The 18,714-nt window shown below is 68.3% G+C and carries 17 protein-coding genes; 9 read left to right on the top strand and 8 right to left on the bottom strand.

Annotation, left to right across the window (positions count from 1 at the left end; all coding sequences use genetic code 11):
* Nucleotides 1-16: 16 nt before the first annotated feature.
* From ASC78_RS18020 to selD, 6 genes are all read right to left on the bottom strand, one after another.
* Nucleotides 17-538, bottom strand: coding sequence for an O-acetyl-ADP-ribose deacetylase (locus ASC78_RS18020; protein WP_055804092.1), 522 nt, complete (start codon nucleotides 536-538; stop codon nucleotides 17-19).
* 19 nt (nucleotides 539-557) lie between these two features.
* Entirely contained in the window at nucleotides 558-2,378 is a 1,821-nt protein-coding gene (locus ASC78_RS18015; protein WP_055804089.1) for a pectate lyase, read from the bottom strand.
* Nucleotides 2,379-2,585: 207 nt separating this feature from the next.
* Complete coding sequence (locus ASC78_RS18010; RefSeq protein ID WP_055804087.1) at nucleotides 2,586-2,834, bottom strand: DUF3297 family protein; 249 nt, start codon at nucleotides 2,832-2,834, stop codon at nucleotides 2,586-2,588.
* Nucleotides 2,835-2,889: 55 nt separating this feature from the next.
* Nucleotides 2,890-3,333 (bottom strand): ribonuclease HI family protein, encoded by a 444-nt coding sequence (locus ASC78_RS18005; protein ID WP_055804084.1) that lies wholly within the window; start codon nucleotides 3,331-3,333, stop codon nucleotides 2,890-2,892.
* 14 nt (nucleotides 3,334-3,347) lie between these two features.
* A complete protein-coding gene (locus ASC78_RS18000; protein ID WP_235505119.1) occupies nucleotides 3,348-3,848 on the bottom strand; it encodes a DUF4124 domain-containing protein in 501 nt (166 codons plus the stop codon).
* A gap of 106 nt (nucleotides 3,849-3,954) precedes the next feature.
* Nucleotides 3,955-5,043: a selenide, water dikinase SelD gene (gene selD, locus ASC78_RS17995; RefSeq protein WP_055804078.1), complete on the bottom strand. Its 1,089-nt coding sequence runs from the start codon at nucleotides 5,041-5,043 to the stop codon at nucleotides 3,955-3,957.
* Between the two features lie 118 nt (nucleotides 5,044-5,161).
* Here selD and ASC78_RS17990 point away from each other — a divergent pair, with 118 nt between their 5' ends.
* Genes ASC78_RS17990 through ASC78_RS17955 form a run of 8 tightly spaced genes read left to right on the top strand, consistent with a single transcriptional unit; the run spans nucleotide 5,162 to nucleotide 10,992 of the window.
* Complete coding sequence (locus ASC78_RS17990) at nucleotides 5,162-6,019, top strand: putative selenate ABC transporter substrate-binding protein (RefSeq protein ID WP_157634476.1); 858 nt, start codon at nucleotides 5,162-5,164, stop codon at nucleotides 6,017-6,019.
* A 31-nt stretch (nucleotides 6,020-6,050) separates the two neighbouring features.
* Nucleotides 6,051-6,890: a phosphonate ABC transporter ATP-binding protein gene (locus ASC78_RS17985; protein WP_055804073.1), complete on the top strand. Its 840-nt coding sequence runs from the start codon at nucleotides 6,051-6,053 to the stop codon at nucleotides 6,888-6,890.
* Entirely contained in the window at nucleotides 6,887-7,738 is an 852-nt protein-coding gene (locus ASC78_RS17980; RefSeq protein WP_235505118.1) for a PhnE/PtxC family ABC transporter permease, read from the top strand. Before ASC78_RS17985 ends, ASC78_RS17980 begins: the two co-directional genes overlap by 4 nt.
* Nucleotides 7,735-8,538, top strand: a complete 804-nt coding sequence (phnE, locus tag ASC78_RS17975; RefSeq protein ID WP_055804070.1) for a phosphonate ABC transporter, permease protein PhnE — start codon at nucleotides 7,735-7,737, stop codon at nucleotides 8,536-8,538. Before ASC78_RS17980 ends, phnE begins: the two co-directional genes overlap by 4 nt.
* Nucleotides 8,531-9,604: a tRNA 2-selenouridine(34) synthase MnmH gene (gene mnmH / locus ASC78_RS17970; protein WP_055804067.1), complete on the top strand. Its 1,074-nt coding sequence runs from the start codon at nucleotides 8,531-8,533 to the stop codon at nucleotides 9,602-9,604. Before phnE ends, mnmH begins: the two co-directional genes overlap by 8 nt.
* A 26-nt stretch (nucleotides 9,605-9,630) precedes the next feature.
* Nucleotides 9,631-10,056 (top strand): GNAT family N-acetyltransferase, encoded by a 426-nt coding sequence (locus ASC78_RS17965; RefSeq protein ID WP_055804065.1) that lies wholly within the window; start codon nucleotides 9,631-9,633, stop codon nucleotides 10,054-10,056.
* A 12-nt stretch (nucleotides 10,057-10,068) separates the two neighbouring features.
* On the top strand, nucleotides 10,069-10,338 hold the full coding sequence (locus ASC78_RS17960) for a DUF2277 domain-containing protein (protein ID WP_055804062.1): 270 nt from the start codon (nucleotides 10,069-10,071) through the stop codon (nucleotides 10,336-10,338).
* A 27-nt stretch (nucleotides 10,339-10,365) separates the two neighbouring features.
* Complete coding sequence (locus ASC78_RS17955) at nucleotides 10,366-10,992, top strand: LysE family translocator (RefSeq protein WP_055804059.1); 627 nt, start codon at nucleotides 10,366-10,368, stop codon at nucleotides 10,990-10,992.
* An 18-nt stretch (nucleotides 10,993-11,010) separates the two neighbouring features.
* Here the strand turns inward: ASC78_RS17955 and ASC78_RS17950 are convergent, their stop codons facing one another.
* A complete protein-coding gene (locus ASC78_RS17950; protein ID WP_200934327.1) occupies nucleotides 11,011-11,220 on the bottom strand; it encodes a hypothetical protein in 210 nt (69 codons plus the stop codon).
* Between the two features lie 277 nt (nucleotides 11,221-11,497).
* Between ASC78_RS17950 and pbpC the strand changes: the two genes are divergently transcribed.
* Nucleotides 11,498-13,774 carry a penicillin-binding protein 1C gene (gene pbpC / locus ASC78_RS17945; protein ID WP_055804054.1) on the top strand — a complete coding sequence of 759 codons (2,277 nt, stop codon included), beginning with the start codon at nucleotides 11,498-11,500 and terminating at the stop codon, nucleotides 13,772-13,774.
* A gap of 13 nt (nucleotides 13,775-13,787) precedes the next feature.
* On the opposite strand, the gene ASC78_RS17940 is transcribed toward pbpC, so the two are convergent.
* Nucleotides 13,788-18,683 (bottom strand): beta strand repeat-containing protein, encoded by a 4,896-nt coding sequence (locus ASC78_RS17940; protein WP_162246107.1) that lies wholly within the window; start codon nucleotides 18,681-18,683, stop codon nucleotides 13,788-13,790.
* Between the last annotated feature and the right edge of the window lie 31 nt (nucleotides 18,684-18,714).

Here is an 18,714-nt window from a genome sequence, read left to right as displayed (position 1 = left end):
GGCGGGGGGTGCTTTTCTACGCAGCCCCCGCTACCGCAAGCGCCCCTTGGTACACGGCAAGGTTCGCTTCCGAGAAACAGCAGAACGTGACCTCTTGCACGCTGGTGCCTGAGGCCAGCGCCGACTGAACCGTGGCCACCGCGATGGGCGCCGCGAGTTCGATCGGGTAGCCGTAGATGCCCGTGCTGATCGATGGAAACGCGACCGTCCGTGCGCCGCACTGCGCTGCGATTTCCATCGATTTTCGATAGCACGATGCGAGCAGTTCGGGCTCGCCATTCGAACCGCCGCGCCAAAACGGCCCGACGGTGTGAATGACGAACCGGGCCGGCAACCGATAGCCCTTGGTCAGCTTGGCGTCGCCGGTCTTGCAGCCCGCCAGCAGGCGGCACTCATGCACGAGCTCGGGGCCGGCCGCGCGATGGATGGCGCCATCGACACCGCCGCCGCCCAGCAACGATGAATTCGCCGCATTGACGATCGCGTCGACCTGCAGAGTGGTGATGTCGCCGCGAATGGCACGAAGAGCTTTCTGCATGAGTGGCTTCCGGCACCGATCAGACCACAGGGGCGGTGAACGCGATGAGCTTGCCCATGTTGCTGACGAAGCTCGCCACCGTGATCGCCTGCGGCTGCTCCTTCTTCACGTAGGGCTCGATGAGGGGCGGGTCCGCCGGATCGTAGGGCGAGGTGTCGAACACATCGCCCACGTGCTTGCTGCGGTAGGCGTCGCCCGTGTACGGCGTGGTGGGGCCATCGCCCTTGTAGGGGTTGGTCACGGCTGACAGAGGTGCGAGCCAGTAGCCCTTCGGGTCGAGCTTGTCCATCACCGCCACGGCATCGGTGGCGCTCACTGTGGGGCTTGTCATCACGCGGTCTGCGAACAGGTCGGCAAAGTCCACTTCGCGCAGCGAGAAATACTTCGGGAGGGATTTTTGCTGCCCGTGGCGCAGCGGCGAAGCCGCAACCATCTGCTGGATGGCGGTGTCGGTCATGCCGTTGAGCTGGGCGTAGGTCTGGCGCATGCCCGCAATGTCGATGTTCCGGCCCGCCGAGTAGTGGCTCGGCGTGTTGCGGTGGTCGTGGTCGAAATAGTAGGCGCCGTTGTGGATGTTCGAGCCGTAGCGATGCACGAAGCGCGGCTGGTTGGTGCCGAGCTCCACGAAGGTGGGATGCGTACGCCCCTTGAGCAGTGGGTTCTCCGCAATCATGGTGTCGGTGAGCTTGCAGCTGTCCAGCCAGTCGAGCGCCTCGGGCACGCGCGCAAGGTAGCCGCGGTCGCCGGTGAGGCGAAAGTAGTTGAACAGCTGCTGCACGTTGGTCTGCGTGGTGTGCGTGGCCAGCGACCTCGGCTCGTAGCTTCGCGCGCCTGCCGGCTCCCCGGCCAGGCGGCCGTTCTGGTCCGTGGCCAGGTGCTGCAAACCCCAGCCGGCCTGCGGCCCGGGCTGCTGCATACGGCGCAGGCAGTCCATTGCGCGGGTGATGTAGGGCACCAGGCTCTGGTCGCCGAGCGCCACCACGCACATCAGCATGAACTTGATGTTCTCGCCCGCCACGTCGTCGTTGAAGGTGACGTGGCGCGTGTAGTCGCCGTCTTCCATGCCGGCAGTGGCGCCCGCGGGCAGCTGCTGCGAATTGGGCAGGGGCATCGAAGAGATCGCGTCGGGTGACGGCGGATAGCGCTGCGGCCAGCCGCCTTCGGCCACTCCGCTCGCAAACTGTGCCTGCGTGACGAAGCCGATGGCCTTTTGCAGCGCCGCAAGGAAGCGCGGATCCTTCTTCTCGAGGTACATGCGCAGCATGAACTGCGACGAAACCGCCGTTCCCGCGTCGTCGAAAGTGGCGTTGCCGTAGTAGTGCTGGAACTCTTCCAGCCGCCAGCCGTTGGCGCCCACGGTGGCGTACCACTCGCGCAGCGACGTTTCGCCGGCAAAGTCGTGGATGTAATTCCAGCCGCCCGACGGGTGCTGCGCCTCGACGAGCGCGAGCCCCGTGCGTTCGGCGGCGTTGTAGAAGAGTTCGTCGCCCGTCGCGTGATAGGCGTCGAGCATGCAGTGCCCCGCGGTCGGCGTGCCGGGCGGCTGGATCCAGCACATGGTGCGGCGCGCTTCCATCTCGCCCCAGAGGGTCGAGAAGTCCGGCATGTAGGCCCAGACGTAGCCACCGCGGTACGACACCGTCTCGTCCATGAAGCCCGCGGCTCGCCGCATTGCCTTGCGCGCCAGCACCTCGGTGCTTGGCGGCTGCTCCGGGGCTGGAGCCGGTGCCGGCGGGGGAACGGGGAACGGCGGAAAGGTGGGGCCATCTCCTCCACCTCCCCCGCATGCGCTCAGCGCCAACGGGGAAAGTGTCGAGATGACGAAGTTTCTGCGTTTCATCTTTTGTCTCCAGTTGAATAGCGGTTTGCCCGCTTTTGGTACTTATTAACTCATACGATGTCCGATGAGTTACTGGAAATTCTGCCATTTCCGGCAGTTTTATGCGCCAGTTGTACGACAACTAAAGATGCAAGATGGGTGGCTTTTTTGTATGTAAATGTTTTTTGTAGGGCTCCGAGCGAGCGCCCGGAGGATCAGGCCAGTGGCCTAGCGGTAGAACGCTTCGACCCTGCCCTTCAGCTTGATCAAGAGCGGCTTGCCCTTGCGGTCCACCGTTTTGCCCGCGGGCACCTTGATCCAGCCTTCGCTGATGCAGTATTCCTCCACGTCGAGGCGTTCCTTGTCGTTGAAGCGGATGCCGACGTCGTGCTCGAAAACGGCCGCCACGTGATGCGGGCTGCGCGGGTCGCAGGAGAGGTGGTCGGGAAGAGGCGGGAGAGGAGTGGCTTCTGTCATGACGCGGATGATATGGCGTCTCTCCGAAGGACCGGCCGGTGCCCCGCGGCAGCAGCTAGCGCTTCTTCTTCGTCGATCTGGGCGCGGGCTTCGGTGCAAAGCCCAGCGAGGCGCGAGCGAGCGCATCGGCCTCTTGATTGCGATGCCGCGGCACCCATCGCAGGCTCGCCTCTTCGAACGAACCCAGCAAGGCGCGGGCATCCTCGAACAGGCCGGCCATGCGTGCGATCGGTCTGGCCCCGGGCGCGCCGAGCTGCTCGACGAGGATGCTGTTGTCGGTATAGGCCAGCACGGCCGTCGCGCCCCTTGCCTTCAGCTCTTCGAGCGCGAGCGTCAGCGCCCTCAGCTCGGCTTCGTTGTTGCAGCCGGTGGCATGGCTCGCGAGCGACAAGGTGTGGCGGGTGCCGTCGGGCTCGGTGATGACCGCGCCAGCCCCCATGCGGCCGGGGTTCGGCATGGCACTGCCGTCGCAGTACACAGTCCAGTGGCGAAGTGGCATCGGCTCCCGCGGGCTCAGCAGTTGTTGCGCTTGATGCCCGCCAGGTTCTGGCAGGGCCGCTGGCCCGGCGGCGGACCCGGGTCCTCCTGCACCCGAGGGTGGCGCGGACGAACGATGGGTCGGCCGCCGTCGTAGTACGGCTCCGGTCCCCAGCTGTAGACCGGCGGCGCCGCCTCAGGCGCTTGGCGCGGCTCGTCGACGTTGCGCGGAATGATGGCCGGGCCCTGCGGTGCGCTGCCGACCGCCGGCGGCGGCAATGCCGCGCGCGGTGGGGGCGTGGACGCCGGCCGCCGCGCTTCGCCGGACGATGCCGACGGGATCACCGTCACGGGCTCGGTGAGCGGCACCTGGCGAGAGAGCCGGCTGCCCGGCGGGCAAGGGCCGTCGGTGTAGACGATGGCTCCGCCGGCATCGGTGCAGCGCACCACCTCGGCAGCCTGCACGCCCGTAGCAGCGATTGCGGCTGCTGCGGCCGTGGCGACAAGGGCCGGAATGAAGAGAACCGATTTGCGCATCATGCGACCTCCGTTGTGGACTGCCGAAGACGGCGTTGTGTCTCCCCTGGATTGCATTCTGGCTCGAAGTCACGCCTCGCGCCGTCCCGCGTGGCCGTCGCGGTCTTCACGCCGAGACGCGCAGACGCGCAGGGCCCGGCTCCATCCGGCCGATGACGGCGGCCTGCGCGAAGCCTTCGCTCCTGAACACCTGCAGCACCGCATCGGCCGATTCGGCCGCGCAGCTCACGAGCAGCCCGCCCGATGTCTGCGGATCGCTCAGCAGCGCCTGCGCGGTGGCGGGCAGGCCGTCCGCCAGCTCGATCTCCTGGCCATAGCCGGCCCAGTTGCGCCCCGAAGCGCCAGTAACGAAACCGTCCGCCACCATCTCGGCAACGCCGTCCAAAAGCGGCACGCCCGGCCAATCGATGGTGATGGTGAGGCCAGCGCCGCGCGCAAGCTCCAGCGCATGGCCGGCCAGCCCGAAGCCCGTCACATCGGTCAGGGCGTGCACGCCTGGCATCGCGGCCAGCGCCATGCCAGGCGTGTTGAGCCGCGTGGTGTTCTCGATGAGCTGGCGGTAGCCGGCAAGCGACAGCTTCTCTTTCTTGAGTGCGGCCGAGAGCACGCCCACGCCCAGCGGCTTGCCCAGCACCAGCACGTCGCCTGCGCGCGCCTCGGCGTTGCGCTTGACCTGGAATGGATCGACGAGGCCCATCACCACCAGCCCGTAGATAGGCTCGACCGAATCGATGGTGTGGCCGCCCGCAATGGGGATGCCGGCCGCGCGGCATACGTCCTGCCCGCCGCGAACGATGTCGCCGATGACTTCCACCGGCAACTGGCTGACGGGCATGGCGACCAATGCCAGCGCCATGATCGGCTTGCCGCCCATTGCATAGACGTCGCTGATGGCGTTGGTGGCGGCAATGCGGCCGAACTCATAGGGGTCGTCGACGATGGGCATGAAGAAGTCGGTCGTCGCGATCAGCGCCTGCTTGTCGTTCAGGCGGTACACGGCCGCGTCGTCGGCGGTTTCGATGCCCACCATCAGTTCGGGCGGAATCAGCCCGCCGCCGCTGTTCTTCAGTATTTCCGACAGCACGCCGGGCGCGATCTTGCATCCGCATCCGCCGCCGTGCGAGAAGCTGGTGAGGCGCAGCGGCGCCAGCGGGTTGAGTGGGTTGGGAGCGGAAACTGTCGATATGTCGGTCATGGCGCAATTCGAAACGGGGCGGTCGCCCATTATCGAAGGGGGCCGCCAACGGCGCCCGCGCGCGGGTTTCTACAATCGAGGGTTGTCCGTCCTCCCTTGCGCCACCCTGCGCCACTCCATGAAACCCCTCTTTCGCATTGCCCTTGCGCTTTCGCTCTCCGTCCTCGCCCTGGGTGCCTCGGCACAAGGCAAGGTGCTGCGCGTGTCCGCCATCCCCGACGAGGCGCCCACCGAACTGCAGCGCAAGTTCACGCCTCTGGGCGACTACCTGAAGAAGGAAACCGGCATGGACGTGCAGTTCACGCCCGTGACCGACTACGCCGCCGTGGTCGAAGGCCTCGCCACGAACAAGATCGACCTGGCCTGGCTCGGCGGCTTCACCTTCGTGCAGGCCCGCATCCGCACCAACGGCGGCGCAGTGCCGATCGTGCAGCGCGCGGAAGACGAAGTGTTCACCAGCAAGTTCATCGTGCCGGTCGATAGCACCGCCAAGACGCTGGCCGACCTGAAGGGCAAGACCTTCGCGTTCGGCGCGCCCTCCTCCACCTCGGGCAGCCTGATGCCGCGCTATTTCCTGATGCAGGCGGGCATCGATCCCGAGAAGGACTTCAAGACGGTCGCTTTCTCGGGCGCGCATGACGCGACCGTGGCCTTCGTGGCCGCGTCGCGGGCCGAAGCCGGCGTGCTGAATGCGTCGGTGTGGGAGAAGCTGGTCGAAAGCAAGAACCCGAACGCCGCCAAGGTGCGCGTGCTGGCCACCACCCCCACCTACTACGACTACAACTGGACGGTGCGCCCCGGCCTCGACCCGGCACTGACCAAGAAGCTCACCGAGGCCTTCCTGAAGCTCGATCCGACGGACCCAGCCATTAAGGAGATCATGAGCCTGCAGCGCGCGAGCAAGTTCATTGCCACCAAGTCGTCGAACTACGACGGCATCGAAGCCGCCGCCAAGTCGGCCGGTCTGGTCAAGTGATGCCGTCGGGGCGCGCCGCCGGAGCCGTCGCGTGAGCTTTTCGCTCGACGACGCCGGGCTGGTGCACCCGAACGGCCATCGCGCGCTGCAGGGCGTGTCGCTCTCCGCGCGCGGCGGCGAGCGGCTGGCCGTCATCGGCCCCTCGGGCGCCGGCAAGACCACGCTGCTGCGCGTGCTCGGCGCCGCGCTGCGGCCCAGCGAAGGCACGGTTCAGCTGCTCGGCGAAGCGCCATGGCAACTGGCCGCACCGGCCTTGCGCAAGCTGCGATCGCGCATCGGCACCGTGCACCAGAGCCCGCCGATCGCGCCGCGCCTGCGCGTGGTCACCGCCGTGCTCTCGGGGCGGCTCGGGCAATGGACCGCAATGCGCGCGCTCGGCTCGCTGCTGCGTCCGTCGGACCTCGAAGGCGCGCACGAAGTGCTGTCGCGGCTCTCGCTCGAAGACCGGCTGTTCGACCGCTGCGACCGGCTCTCGGGCGGCCAGCTTCAGCGCGTGGGCATTGCGCGCGTGCTCTACCAGCAGCCCGCGCTGCTGCTCGCCGACGAGCCGGTGTCCGCGCTCGACCCGACGCTGGCCGACGCCACGCTGCAGCAGCTGGTGGCGCAGAGCGAATCGACGGGCGCCACTTTCGTGGCCTCCTTGCACGCGGTGGACCTGGCGTTGCGCTGGTTTCCGCGCATCGTGGGCATGCGCAACGGACAGGTGGTGTTCGACGAGCCCGTAGCCAACGTGACGGAGCCGATGCTTGCGGCGCTCTATGCCAGTGAGGGCGGGTTGCCGATGCAGGCACCTGGACTGCCGCTGGACATTCCATCCCGAAAATTCACCGCCGCTTCCGCGAATTCCGTCGAGCGCCCGGATTGCCTGTGACCACCGCGCAACCGCTGCCGCCACGCACGCTGCCTGCACTGCGCGATCCACTTGCGCGCCGGCGCCTGGTCTGGCTCCTGGCCGCCCTCGTCATTGCGTGGCCGATGCTGCAGCTGTCGGGCTTTGCGCCTTCGGCCCTGTTCGCGCCCGGCAACCTGCAGGTGATCGGCGGTTTCCTGGCCGGCTTCATGCCGCCCGAGTCCGCGCCGGACTTTCTTGCGATGCTGGGCAAGGCCACGCTGGAGACACTGGCCATGGCCACGGCGGGCACCGCGCTGGCTTTCCTCATCGGTGCGCCGCTGGCCTTCGTGACCACGCGCGCGCTCTCGGTGTCACGCATCGGGCCCGGCCCGGGTCGTGCGCAGGCGGCTGTGGTGCGGCAGGCCGGGCGATCCGTGCTGATGGTGCTGCGCGCCATTCCAGAAATCGTCTGGGCACTGGTCTTCGTGCGCGCGCTCGGCCTTGGCCCCGCGGCCGGCGTGCTGGCGCTCGCGATCACCTACGGCGGCATGCTTGGCAAGGTGTATGCCGAGGTGCTCGAATCCACCGACACGCGCCCCGCCCGTGCATTGATGGAAAGCGGCAGCGGCCGCCTGGCCGCGCTGGTCTACGGCCTGTTGCCGCACTGCGGGCAGGAGCTCATCTCGTACACGGTGTACCGGTGGGAGTGCGCCGTCAGGGCCTCGGTCGTGATGGGCTTCGTGGGCGCGGGCGGCCTGGGCCAGCTCATGGACCAATCGATGAAGATGCTCAACGGCGGCGAAGCCAGCAGCATCCTGCTGGTGTTCCTGGTGCTGGTGCTGCTCGCGGATGCACTGAGCAATGCATTAAGGCGGTTGCTGGCATGAACGGGCACGTCGACTTGGCCGGGCCGCCGCGCTGCATCCGCTGCTGGGTCGCGTCGGCACTGGTGCTCGTGGCCGTGGTGGCCAGCTTCGCGTACCTGGCCGTCGATTACCGGGCCCTCTTCACGTCCGAATCGATCGGCTTCATGGGCAAGTTCATCGCCGAGTTCTTTCCGCCGGATCTGTCGAGCGCCTTCCTTGCCAAGACGGCATGGGGCGCGCTGCAGACACTGGCCGTGTCGGCGCTCGGCACGCTGCTGGCGGCCGCGGGCGCCGCCATGCTTGCGCTGCCAGCCTCGGGCCGCTCGGGCCTGCTGGTGCGGCAGGGCTGCCGTTTTGTCCTGAACTTTCTGCGCAGCGTGCCCGAGCTGGTGTGGGCCGCGCTCATGGTGCTGGCCGCAGGCATCGGCCCGTTCGCGGGCGCACTGGCGCTCGCGCTGCACACCACAGGCGTGCTCGGCCGCCTGTTCGCCGAAAGCCTGGAGAACGCACCGCGCGAACCCGAGCAGGCGCTGGCGCTCGGCGGTGCCGGCGCGGTGGCAGCCTTCGGCTACGGCAGCCTGCCACTCGTGCTGCCGCAATGGGTGGCCTATGCGCTGTATCGTTGGGAAATGAACATCCGGATGGCCGCGGTGCTGGGTTTCGTCGGCGGCGGCGGCCTGGGGCAGCTTCTCTACTTTCACTTGTCGATCTTTCAACAGCAGCAGGCCATGACCGTACTGATTGCAATGTTCGGGCTGGTGGCCCTCGTCGACCTGGCGAGCGGCCGGCTGCGGCGCAACCTGGGGCACGCCCATGCGTGAGCACGACAATCCGCGCCACCAGCCCACGCGCGTGGCCGACATGCACCGGTTCGACACCGTCATCGACGCACGCTCGCCTTCGGAGTTCGCGCTCGACCACATTCCCGGCGCCATCAACTGCCCGGTGCTCGACGACGAAGAGCGCCGCATCGTCGGCACCATCTACAAGCAGACCGGGGCCTTCGAGGCGCGCCGCGTCGGCGGCGCCATGGTGGCCGCCAACCTCGCACGGCACCTGCTCGAGCGCTTTGCCGAGCAGCCCGCCAATTGGCGCCCGCTCGTCTATTGCTGGCGCGGGGGGCTGCGCAGCGGGTCGATGGTGACCTGGCTGCGCCTGGTCGGGTGGGACGCACAGCAGCTTGCCGGCGGCTACAAGAGCTTTCGCCAACATGTGCTGGCGCAGATCGAAGCCACGGTGCCCAAGCTGCAACTGCGGGTGATCTGCGGCGCCACCGGCAGCGCAAAGACGCGCGTGCTGCAGGCGCTGGCCGCGCGCGGCGAGCAGGTGCTCGACCTGGAGCATTGCGCGAGCCACAAGGGGTCGCTGCTGGGTGCCCTGCCCGGCGTGCCGCAGCCTTCGCAAAAGCAGTTCGAGACGCGCATTGCCACCTGCTTCGATGCGCTCGACCTCTCGCGCACGCTCTACGTCGAAGGCGAAAGCGCGCGCATCGGACGACTCTCAGTGCCGATTCCACTGGTTGCGCACATGCGTGCGGCGGCGTGCATCGAAATCCAGGCCGATGCGGCCACGCGGCTCGACTACCTGCTGCGCGACTACGCCTACCTGGGCGACGACCGCGCCGCGCTGGCGGCCCAGCTCGACAGGCTGAAGGAAATGCAGGGCAAGGCGGTGGTGCAGCGCTGGCAGGAATGGGCGCTGCAGGACGAACTGCCGCCGCTCTTTGCGGAACTGATGGCGCTTCACTACGATCCGCACTATGAACGCTCGCAGGCGCGCCACTTCGAGAAATGGCCGCAGCGGCAGCAGGTGGCGGCACCCGACCTCACCGACCAGGGCATCGAAGCCGTGGCGGACGCCATCCTGCGGTTGAACCCTGCCGGCTGACCGGCCACACACAACAGGCACGCTCCATGACACTCGAATGGCGCCATTCGCTCGAAGGCATCGACTGGGAAGAACTCTCGCGGCTTTACCAGGCCGCACCGCTCGGCAACAAGCAGCCCGATGGATTGAAGCTCGTGTTTTCCAACAGCATGTTCAAGTGCTTTGCGTATGACGACAGCCGACTGGTCGGCGTCGGACGCGCCATGGCCGACGGGCTCGACTGCTCGTACATCTGCGACGTGGCCGTGCATCCGAGCCACCAGGGCACCGGCCTTGGCAAGGAGATCGTCTCGCGGCTCGTGGATCTTTCGACGGGGCACCGCAAGATCATTCTCTATGCGGTGGCCGGCAAGGAGCCCTTCTACGAAAAGTTCGGCTTCAGGCGCATGAAGACCGCGATGGCAATCTTCGAGAACCAGGCGCAGGCCGCGGAGCGCGGTCTGATCGAATGAAATGGAGTTCCCATGTGCAGAAGCATCAAGACCCTCTATAACTTCGAGCCTCCCGCCACCGAGCAGGAGATCCGCGCCGCTGCGCTGCAGTTCGTGCGCAAGCTCAGCGGCTTCAGCGTGCCATCGAAGGCCAACCAGCAAGCCTTCGAGCGCGCGGTCGATGAAATGGCCGCCAGCGCAACGCGGCTCATCGATTCGCTGGTGACCACGGCCGAACCGCGCGACCGCGCCATCGAGGCCGAACGTGCCAAGGCCAAGTCGGCCGCGCGCTTCGGCACCTGAACACAACAACAACCTTGGAGAATTTTCATGCCCCTTGAACTCTGGCTCGCCTTCGTCGCCGCATCGGCCGTGCTCTTGATCATTCCCGGACCGACCATCCTCACGGTGATCAGCTATTCGATGTCGCATGGCCGGCGCGCCAACGTGCCGCTGGTGGCCGCGGTGGCGCTCGGCGATTCGACCGCGCTGGTGGTTTCGCTGCTGGGCCTCGGGGCGCTGCTCGCCACCTCGGCGTTCTGGTTCACGGTGGTGAAGTGGGCAGGCGGCCTGTACCTGATCTATCTCGGCATCAAGCTGCTGCGTGCGGGCATCACGTCGGCCGACATGGCGGCGCCGGCCGCGCCCGCGTCGCGCTGGAGGCTGTTTGCCAACACCTACCTGGTGACGGCGCTCAACCCCAAGGGCATCGTGTTCTTCGTGGCGTTCTTGCCGCAGTTCCTGAGCCCCACGGCCGACGTGACGCGCCAGCTGTGGGTGCTGGCCGTCACCTTCGTGGCCATGGCTTCGCTCAATGCCACGCTTTACGCCGTGTTCGCGGGATCGGCCCGCCGACTGCTTTCGTCGCCACGCGCCCAGCGCCGCTTCAACCTTGCCGGCGGCTCGCTGCTGAGCGCGGCGGGCGTGTGGGCGCTGCTCGCGCGCCGGCCCGCCTGAGGCTCGCTCCCGCCAGCGTCAGCGGTAGTACGGGTTCCTCGGATTGCGGTCGTAGCGGTTCGGCACGCCGTCGCCATCGCGGTCGCGGTCGTAGCGGTTGGGCACACCGTCGCGGTCGCGGTCCCCGTAGCCATAGTGCGCGCGCGGCGCCGGACGGTCATAGGGCGCGACGACGCAGCCGGCCAGGGCGGCCGATGCGGCAAGCAGAAGGGCCAGTGTCTTGATCATCATTTGCTTTCTCCTTGGAATTATGAAAAGACGGCTTGCCTCCGCAAGCCGGCAACTGCATTGAAGGCCACCTCCGTCTCGGCTCCGTATCTGCGATGAGGCCGGGGCGTGAAGTTCGTTACCGGATGTGGAACGTGCTGCAAACTTAGGCGCTAAGTTCATACGCGCACAGGCGGCGGCGCGCCCGTCTGCAAGTAGGTGCAGTTCCCGTGGCGGCATGGCCGAGAATGGCGCCCCCAGGCAGCCGATCTCCGTCCCCGCCTTCACGCCGCTATTCATGCACCGCCCGCCCTTCGCCATCAGCCGCCGTTGCCTTGCCGCAACGCTGACGGCCATCCTCTGCGCGCAGCCGGCGCTGGCATCGGCCGGCTTCGTGAGCTTTGACGAAGTGAAGCGCGAGTTCCGTTCTTCCGACACCGCGGTGCTCGACCGCAACGGCGAGTTGCTGCAGCGCGTGCGGACTGACGCCACCGTGCGCCGCGGCCAGTGGATTGCCTTGGCCGACGTTTCGCCCGCGCTGCGCATGGCCATGGTGATGAGCGAAGACCGTCGCTTCTACGAGCACAGCGGCATCGACTGGCGTGCGGTGTCGGCCGCCGCCTGGGGCAACCTGTGGAACACCCGAACCCGCGGCGCATCGACCATCACGATGCAGCTCTCCGGCCTGCTCGATGAAGACCTGCGCCGCGCCAACAGCGGGCGCACCTTCACGCAGAAAATCGGCCAGACCGTGGCGGCCACGCAGCTGGAACGCAGCTGGCGCAAGGATCAGATCCTGGAGGCCTACCTCAATACCGTGCCCTTCCGCGGCGAGATCGTGGGCATCGACGCGCTCTCGCGCACGCTGTTCGGCAAGGCGCCGAACGGCCTCGACGCGCGCGAGGCCAGCGTGGCCGCCGCGCTGGTGCGCGCGCCCAATGCCAAGCCAGCACTGGTGGCGCAGCGCGCCTGCGAACTCATGCGCGCGATGGAGCCAGGGCAAAAAATCGATTGCGATGCCATCGACATGTTCACGAGCGCGGCGGTGCAGCGGCGAGCCTTCGATGCGAACGAAGGCATTGCGCCCCACGCGGCGCGGCGCGCGCTCAGGGAATTGCGCGAAGCCGGTGAAGCGGCTGCTCCTTCCGCGACGTCCGCACGGCAGGCAGCCAACAAGGAGACGGCCGTCAGGACCACGCTGCGCGCGCCGCTGCAGCGCTTTGCGCTCGGCACGCTGCAACGCCACTTGAAGGAACTGCGCGGCCGGCACGTGGAAGACGGCGCACTGGTGGTGCTCGACAACGCGAGCGGCGAGGTGCTCGCCTGGGTTGGCTCCTCGGGCCCGCTGAGCCGGGCGGCCGAGGTCGATGCGGTCACCGCGCTGCGCCAGCCCGGCTCCACGCTCAAGCCCCTCCTCTATGCGCAGGCCATCGCCGAACGCCGGCTCACCGCTGCCTCGCTGATCGACGATTCGTCGGCGCAGATCAACACCGCGAGCGGGCTCTACATTCCGCAGAACTACGACCGCCAGTTCAAGGGGCCGGTGTCGGCGCGCACCGCGCTCGCCGCCTCGCTCAACGTGCCGGCGGTGCGCACGCTGGTGATGGTGTCGCCCGAATCGTTTGCGCGGCAGTTGCGAGCGGGCGGCCTGCCGCTGCGCGAAAGCGGCGACTACTACGGCTACAGCCTCGCGCTCGGCAGCGCCGAGGTGTCGCTGCTGTCGCTCACCAACGCCTATCGCACGCTGGCAAACGGCGGGCGGTACGGCGTGACCGCACTGTCCGCTCGCGCGTCCGCACCGGCATCCGCTGCGAAGAAGGCCGACGACCCCGCAGTGCCGATCCTTGACCCCCGCGCGGCCTTCATCGTCGGCGACATCTTGTCCGATGCGAACGCGCGCACGCGCACCTTCGGCCTGGACAGCATTCTTTCCACGCGCTTCTGGACCGCGGTGAAAACCGGCACCAGCAAGGACATGCGCGACAACTGGGCCGTGGGCTGGTCGCAGCGCTACACGGTCGGCGTGTGGGTCGGCAACGCGAGCGGCGCGTCGATGTGGGACGTGAGCGGCACCAGCGGCGCCGCGCCGGTATGGGCCGAGGTGATGCGCTTCCTGCACGCGCGTGAACCCAGCCGCGCACCCAAGCCGCCGGCCGGTCTCGTCGAAGCGCACGTGACATTCGGGCCCGGTGCCGACGGCAACCCCATCGAGGCGTCACGCAGCGAATGGTTCCTGCAGGGCACCGAGCAGCCGCACTTCGCGCTCGACAGCGGCGCTGCCGGCACACCGTCCGAGGCGGCGGCCGCGCGCATTACCGCGCCGGCGGACGGCACGATCATCGCGCTCGACCCCGACATTCCGCCGCTGCACCAGCGCGTGCGCTTCGAGTCCGAAGGCCGCGGCGTGCAATGGCGCATCGACGGCAAGCACTTTGCGCGCGGCAACAGCGCGCAATGGCTGCCCTGGCCGGGGCGCCATGTGATCGAACTGGTCGATGCCACGGGCAAGGTGGTGGACCAGCGCAAGCTCGAAGTGCGCGGCGCGGGCGTGGTCGCGAAAAGCGCGCGCCGATAGCAAGCGATCCCGTTCAATCCACCTTCACGCTGAAGAGCACCGACCCCGACCCGCCGGGCGCGAGCGAGCCGGAAAACTCCCAGCTCAGCGTGCCGGTGCCGCCGGCGGTCTGCGCCACCGCGCAGGCCACCGAAGGCGCGGGGACGGCGTTGGCAGGCGTGTTCTTGCGGCAGGCGGTCAGCGATGCGGGCGTGGTGCCGGCCTGCGCGGCGACGAAGCTGGTGTACTGCGGCGTCGTGTCGTTGATCTTCATGTCCGAGATCGGCGTCGTTCCGTTGTTGGTGTAGCTGACGCGGTACTCCAGCGTCTCGCCCGACTTGGCCTGGTTGTTCACGCCAAAGCTGCCGCCCTGCGTGACGTTGCGCACTTCCTTCTTGAGTTCGAGTGCGCTGTTCGACACCGTCGTGGTGTCGAGCACCGTGTAGCTCGCGCTCAGGGCCGGGCCGGCGTTGGTGAAGCTGAAGCTGGCTTGCACCGTGCTCTGGTTGTTGTTGCCGTTGGCCGCGTTGGCGGGAATGAACTCCTGCATCACGATGCACACGTTCTGCCCCGCCACCACCGTGACCGGCGCCGCGGGCGGATACAGAAGCGCTGCACCGGGCTGCTGGGTGCCAGTGCAGCCGGTGTCGGCAAAGATCTTGCCGCTCCAGCCGCTGACGGCCGGCGTGTCAACCGAATTCGAGATGGCGAAGCTCACCGTGCCGCCGGTGCGCGCAATGAAGGTGTGCGCATAGCTGACGGTGCTGCCCGGCATGCCGCTCTTGGCACCATCGGCCGCGAAGGTGTTGCGGTCCACGTCGCCGAAGTTGAGGCCGGTGTGGCCCGTGCCGTTCCAGGTGAAGGCAATGCGGTCGGGCGTGCCGCTGCGCGTGTAGGTGTAGCTTGTGCCGCCGCTCGCCACCGCCGAGCCCGAAGGCAGCGCAACGGCACCGAACGAAGCGCCGGTCGAGAGCCGCAGCGCGGTGTTGGTTTCTTCCACGCACAGCGGCGCGTTCGCGGCGGTGGCAAAGGGCACGTCGAGCGCGTAGTTGCCGGCGCCGTCGGTGGTGGCCGTCGACAGCACCGTGGCGCTGCAATTGGTGAGCTTCACGCCCACGCCGGCAATGCCGCCCTCGCTGCCGTTGATCAACCCGTCGTTCGCGACGCCCGAGCCCGTGCCGTTGTCCAGGAACACGCGTCCCGTCACGGTGTAGCCGAAGCCGTTGACGAAGGTGCAGGTGATGTTGGCGCCGGCCACCATGTTGGCCGCGGGAATGGTGAGCTCATTGCCGGCCAGCGTGCCGAAAGGCACGGTGGGCGTGGCACTGGCCGCATCCAGGCAGCTCGCGCTGATCGGGTTGGCGGGCCATCCGGCGGGGACGCTTTCCCTGATCGTCGCCAGCACGCCGGCCGTGCCGGTCAGGTTGGAGGCACCGCTCACGGTGCCTGCACCGGTGACGGTGATGCTGTCGGTGGCGGCCGAGAGCCCGCTGAGCGCAAAGCCGAACAGGTTGGCGCCGCTGCCGCCGGTGGTGGTCTTCACGATCTGCACCCGGGGGAACGGCGGCGTGAAGGTGTTGGTGAAGGTGCAGGCGATGTTGCTGCCCGCTGCGGTGGCGGCCGCATCGAGCGTCACCCTGCGGTTGGGCAGGTCGGGCGTGGCGGTGCCGCCCGCACCCAGCCCAGTGCAACTCACACCGGTGAGCGCGTAGTTGGCGGGCAGCGGATCTTCGGTGATGGTGGTGGCCACGCCGGGTGCGGTGAGCGTCTGGATCGCGCCCGCGACCGCGGTGCCGGCCGTCACTGTGGTGATCGTCTGCGCCGCGAGGCCGTTGCTGCCGGTGAAGCCGAAGGGGCCCACGCCGCCGTTGCTCACCTTGCTGATCGTCACCGTCGCCGAGGCCGCGTTGGTGAAGGTGCACACCAGCGGCCTGCCGTACTGCACGCTGGCTGCGGGAATCGTGTAGGTGCGCGCATTGGTGCCGGTGCCCAGGCTGCCGACGGGCGTGCCGGCATCGGTACAGACCGCGCCCGCCAGGTTCCAGCCCGGCACCGCTGGCTCGGCGATGGTGATCGCGGCGCCCTGGGCCGTGGCCGAGAAAGGCTGCGTGCCGGCCGTCGCCGTGTTGCCGTCGACCTGCACCGCCGTACCCGCAGCCACCGTGCTGACCACGCCGTTGGTCTGGGTGGTGTTGCTCAGCGTGAAGTTGAAGGGACCGCCGGCACCGCCTGTGGTGGTCTTCGACAGGGTCAAGGTTGGGGGAGCGCAAACTGCGGTGGTGGTGGCCTGCGCAAGGAAGCCTTCGGCGTTCGCGCCGCTCTTGATGTGCACCACCACAGTGTTGCTGCCGGTGCGCCAGTTGCTCGACAAGGTTGCGCTCGCCTGCCCGCCCGCCTGGAAGCCGACGAAGAAGTAGGGGTTGCTGCTGCCTTGCGGCACGCCGGGCACGCTCTGCAGCACGCCGTTGACGAACACTTCAGCCACCGAGTTGTCGGCGTAGAAGTCCAGCTTCAGCGAGAAGCTCGCCGGGTTCACCGACGCCGCCATGTTGAAGGTGAAGCGGTGGTAGACGTCGACGTTGCCTGCGTGGTTCGGGTCGTAGTTCGAGTTCCAGTTGGCGTTGCCGAAGGGCGAATTGATCCAGGCGCCGGGGGCCTTGTTGCCCACGTAGGCCCGCTGCCAAGAAGTCACCGTACCGGGGCCGCCACTGGCGGCGCCTTCGCCCGACTCCCACACTGTGTCGCGCCCGGTGCTCAACGGCGGGCCGCTGACGCCGTTGTAGGCCGTGTTGAAGATCGCCGCGTTCGAGAGGCAACTGATCGTCGGCGGAACAGGTGGCGACGTGCCACCGGTGCTGCCGGTGTTGGTGAAGGTGCAGACCAGGTTGGCACCGGACGCCGTGGCCGCGGCATTGAGTGTGAGCGTGCGGCCGGCGAGCGTGGCCGTGCCGCCGGAAGGCAGGCCGGTGCAGGACGCGGCCGTCAGCGTGTAGCCCGCCGGCGGCACGCCCTGAGTGATGGTGGTGGCCGTGTTCGCGGCCGTGAGCGTCTGCACCGGCGCGCTCTCGGGCGTGTTGGCTGCCGTGGTGGTAATGCTCTGCGCGGCGAGCCCATTGCTGCCGGTGAAGTCGAAGGTGCCGACGCCGTTGAGCGAGGTCGCGCGGATGGTCACCCTCGGCGCGACGGCCACGAAAGTGTAGGCCGCAGGGCTCGCGCCGTAGCTTTGCCCGCCCGCACTGAAAACACCGGTCAGCACGCCGGCCGGGACGCTGACGGCAGTGCTCTTGGTTCCTGCCACGGTGCTGGTCGCCGTCACTTGGCAAAGGCCGCTGGCACTGGTGGTGCAGCTGCCGGCCGCGCCGACCGTGCCGCCGTTGAAGGCCACGCCGGCGGTGGCGGCGAAGGTCACCACCGTGCCAGCCACCGGGTTGTCGGCAGCATCGCGCACGATGGCTTCGAGCACGTCCTGCGCGCTGCCGTTGGCCACCTGGTTGTCGGTGACGGTGCGCTCGCCCGAACGCGCGAGCGAAGCTGCGCCAGTCACCACGGTGGTGGCCGCGCTGGCGCAGCTCACCGTGGCGTTGGACACGCAGGATGCGCTGGGCGCCGTCGCCGGCGTTCCGCTGCCGGCCACGTTGCTGTTCGCATAGTTGGTGAGCACCGTCCCCGCCGCCACCAGCGGCGCCGTCGCATTGAGCGTGAAGCTGCGAACCCCGCCGCTGGCCGGAATGCCGGCGGTAGGCAGCGTCATCGTGCAGGTCAGCAACGCGCCGGCCGTGCTCGGCATGGTTCCGCAGTTCACGGAGGTGACACCGGTGCCGGCTGTGGCCCCAGTGGCGATCACGCCCGGCGGAAGCTGCTCGCGCACGACCACCGAAGTGCCGGTGGCGATGAACCCGTTGTTGGTCACGCCGAGCACGTAGGCGATGGCCGCGCCGGGCGCCACCGTGGCCGGTGCCGTCTTGCTCAGCGTGATGGACGGCGCCGCGTTGAACTGGATCACCACGAGCCCGTTGCCACCGCTGGCATTGGCGCCGCCGCCGGTGCCGATGCCGGTCGAATAGTGAGCGTCGCCAGTCGTGGCTGCCGCGCCGCCGACATTGTCGGTCGTCGAATTCAATCCCACGGCCGTGGTCGGACTGGTCACGCCACCGGTGTAGCCGGATCCACCGCCGCCCATGCCGTTCGGTGAAGTCCCTTGGCACAGGCCGCCACCGCCGCCGAAGTAGCCGCCGCCGCCGCCGCCGCCGCCTTCGTTCTGGTTCTCGTTGGTGGAGCCGCCATTGCCACCCTGGAGCGCGGTGCCGCTCGTTGGCGCGCCGAGGTTGCAAGTGCCACCCGTACCCGCAGCGCCGCCCCCTGTCTGGGTGCCGGGCCGTCCACTGGCAGCCACGTTGTCATCGCGCCCGCTCGCACCGCCGCCGCCGCCGGCTGAAGGGGTGCCCACGTCCGCGCCCGGCGACGAGCCGCCGCCGCCGCCGGCGATAAGCACGGCGTTGGCCTGTGTGTAGGTTGCTCCAGCAAAGACGCCCGAAAGGCCGCCGCCGCTCGCGCCGATGGCCGTCGCCTGCGCACTGCCGCCCGCACCGCCGCCCCCGTAGGTCGTGGAGGCGTCGTTGACGCCGCCGCCTTCGCCGACGCGAACGCCGAGCGCCGTGCCCGCAGTCACTGCCAACGTGCCGGAGGAGAAGCCGCCGCCGCCGCCGCCCCTTTGCGTGGCGTAGTAGTTGATGTTGGGTCCGCCGCCGCCCGCACCCCATGCCTTGATGAACACTGAGGTCACGCCGGCGGGCACGGTGAAGCTCTGGTCGCCGCCGGAGTAGGTCACCCGCACGCAGGAGTTGAAGCCCGACTGCGGCGTGCAAGCGGCTTGTGCAGCCAGCGTCGGCGCCGACACGAACGATGCCAGCAGCACCAGCAGAATGCGCATGCGCCGGGCGATCGAAGATGGAAATCGAGTC

It is taken from the genome of Variovorax sp. Root318D1 (assembly GCF_001424835.1).
Classification (GTDB): domain Bacteria; phylum Pseudomonadota; class Gammaproteobacteria; order Burkholderiales; family Burkholderiaceae_C; genus Variovorax.
This window is presented reverse-complemented; position numbering and strand designations above follow the sequence as displayed.

Bases quoted from the DNA above. Each gene is read 5' to 3' on its own strand.
- ASC78_RS18020 (WP_055804092.1), bottom strand. From the start codon at position 538: ATGCAGAAAGCTCTTCGTGCCATTCGCGGCGACATCACCACTCTGCAG.
- ASC78_RS18015 (WP_055804089.1), bottom strand. From the start codon at position 2,378: ATGAAACGCAGAAACTTCGTCATCTCGACACTTTCCCCGTTGGCGCTG.
- ASC78_RS18010 (WP_055804087.1), bottom strand. From the start codon at position 2,834: ATGACAGAAGCCACTCCTCTCCCGCCTCTTCCCGACCACCTCTCCTGC.
- ASC78_RS18005 (WP_055804084.1), bottom strand. From the start codon at position 3,333: ATGCCACTTCGCCACTGGACTGTGTACTGCGACGGCAGTGCCATGCCG.
- ASC78_RS18000 (WP_235505119.1), bottom strand. From the start codon at position 3,848: ATGCGCAAATCGGTTCTCTTCATTCCGGCCCTTGTCGCCACGGCCGCA.
- selD (WP_055804078.1), bottom strand. From the start codon at position 5,043: ATGACCGACATATCGACAGTTTCCGCTCCCAACCCACTCAACCCGCTG.
- ASC78_RS17990 (WP_157634476.1), top strand. From the start codon at position 5,162: ATGAAACCCCTCTTTCGCATTGCCCTTGCGCTTTCGCTCTCCGTCCTC.
- phnE (WP_055804070.1), top strand. From the start codon at position 7,735: ATGAACGGGCACGTCGACTTGGCCGGGCCGCCGCGCTGCATCCGCTGC.
- mnmH (WP_055804067.1), top strand. From the start codon at position 8,531: ATGCGTGAGCACGACAATCCGCGCCACCAGCCCACGCGCGTGGCCGAC.
- ASC78_RS17965 (WP_055804065.1), top strand. From the start codon at position 9,631: ATGACACTCGAATGGCGCCATTCGCTCGAAGGCATCGACTGGGAAGAA.
- ASC78_RS17960 (WP_055804062.1), top strand. From the start codon at position 10,069: ATGTGCAGAAGCATCAAGACCCTCTATAACTTCGAGCCTCCCGCCACC.
- ASC78_RS17955 (WP_055804059.1), top strand. From the start codon at position 10,366: ATGCCCCTTGAACTCTGGCTCGCCTTCGTCGCCGCATCGGCCGTGCTC.
- ASC78_RS17950 (WP_200934327.1), bottom strand. From the start codon at position 11,220: ATGATCAAGACACTGGCCCTTCTGCTTGCCGCATCGGCCGCCCTGGCC.
- pbpC (WP_055804054.1), top strand. From the start codon at position 11,498: ATGCACCGCCCGCCCTTCGCCATCAGCCGCCGTTGCCTTGCCGCAACG.
- ASC78_RS17940 (WP_162246107.1), bottom strand. From the start codon at position 18,683: ATGCGCATTCTGCTGGTGCTGCTGGCATCGTTCGTGTCGGCGCCGACG.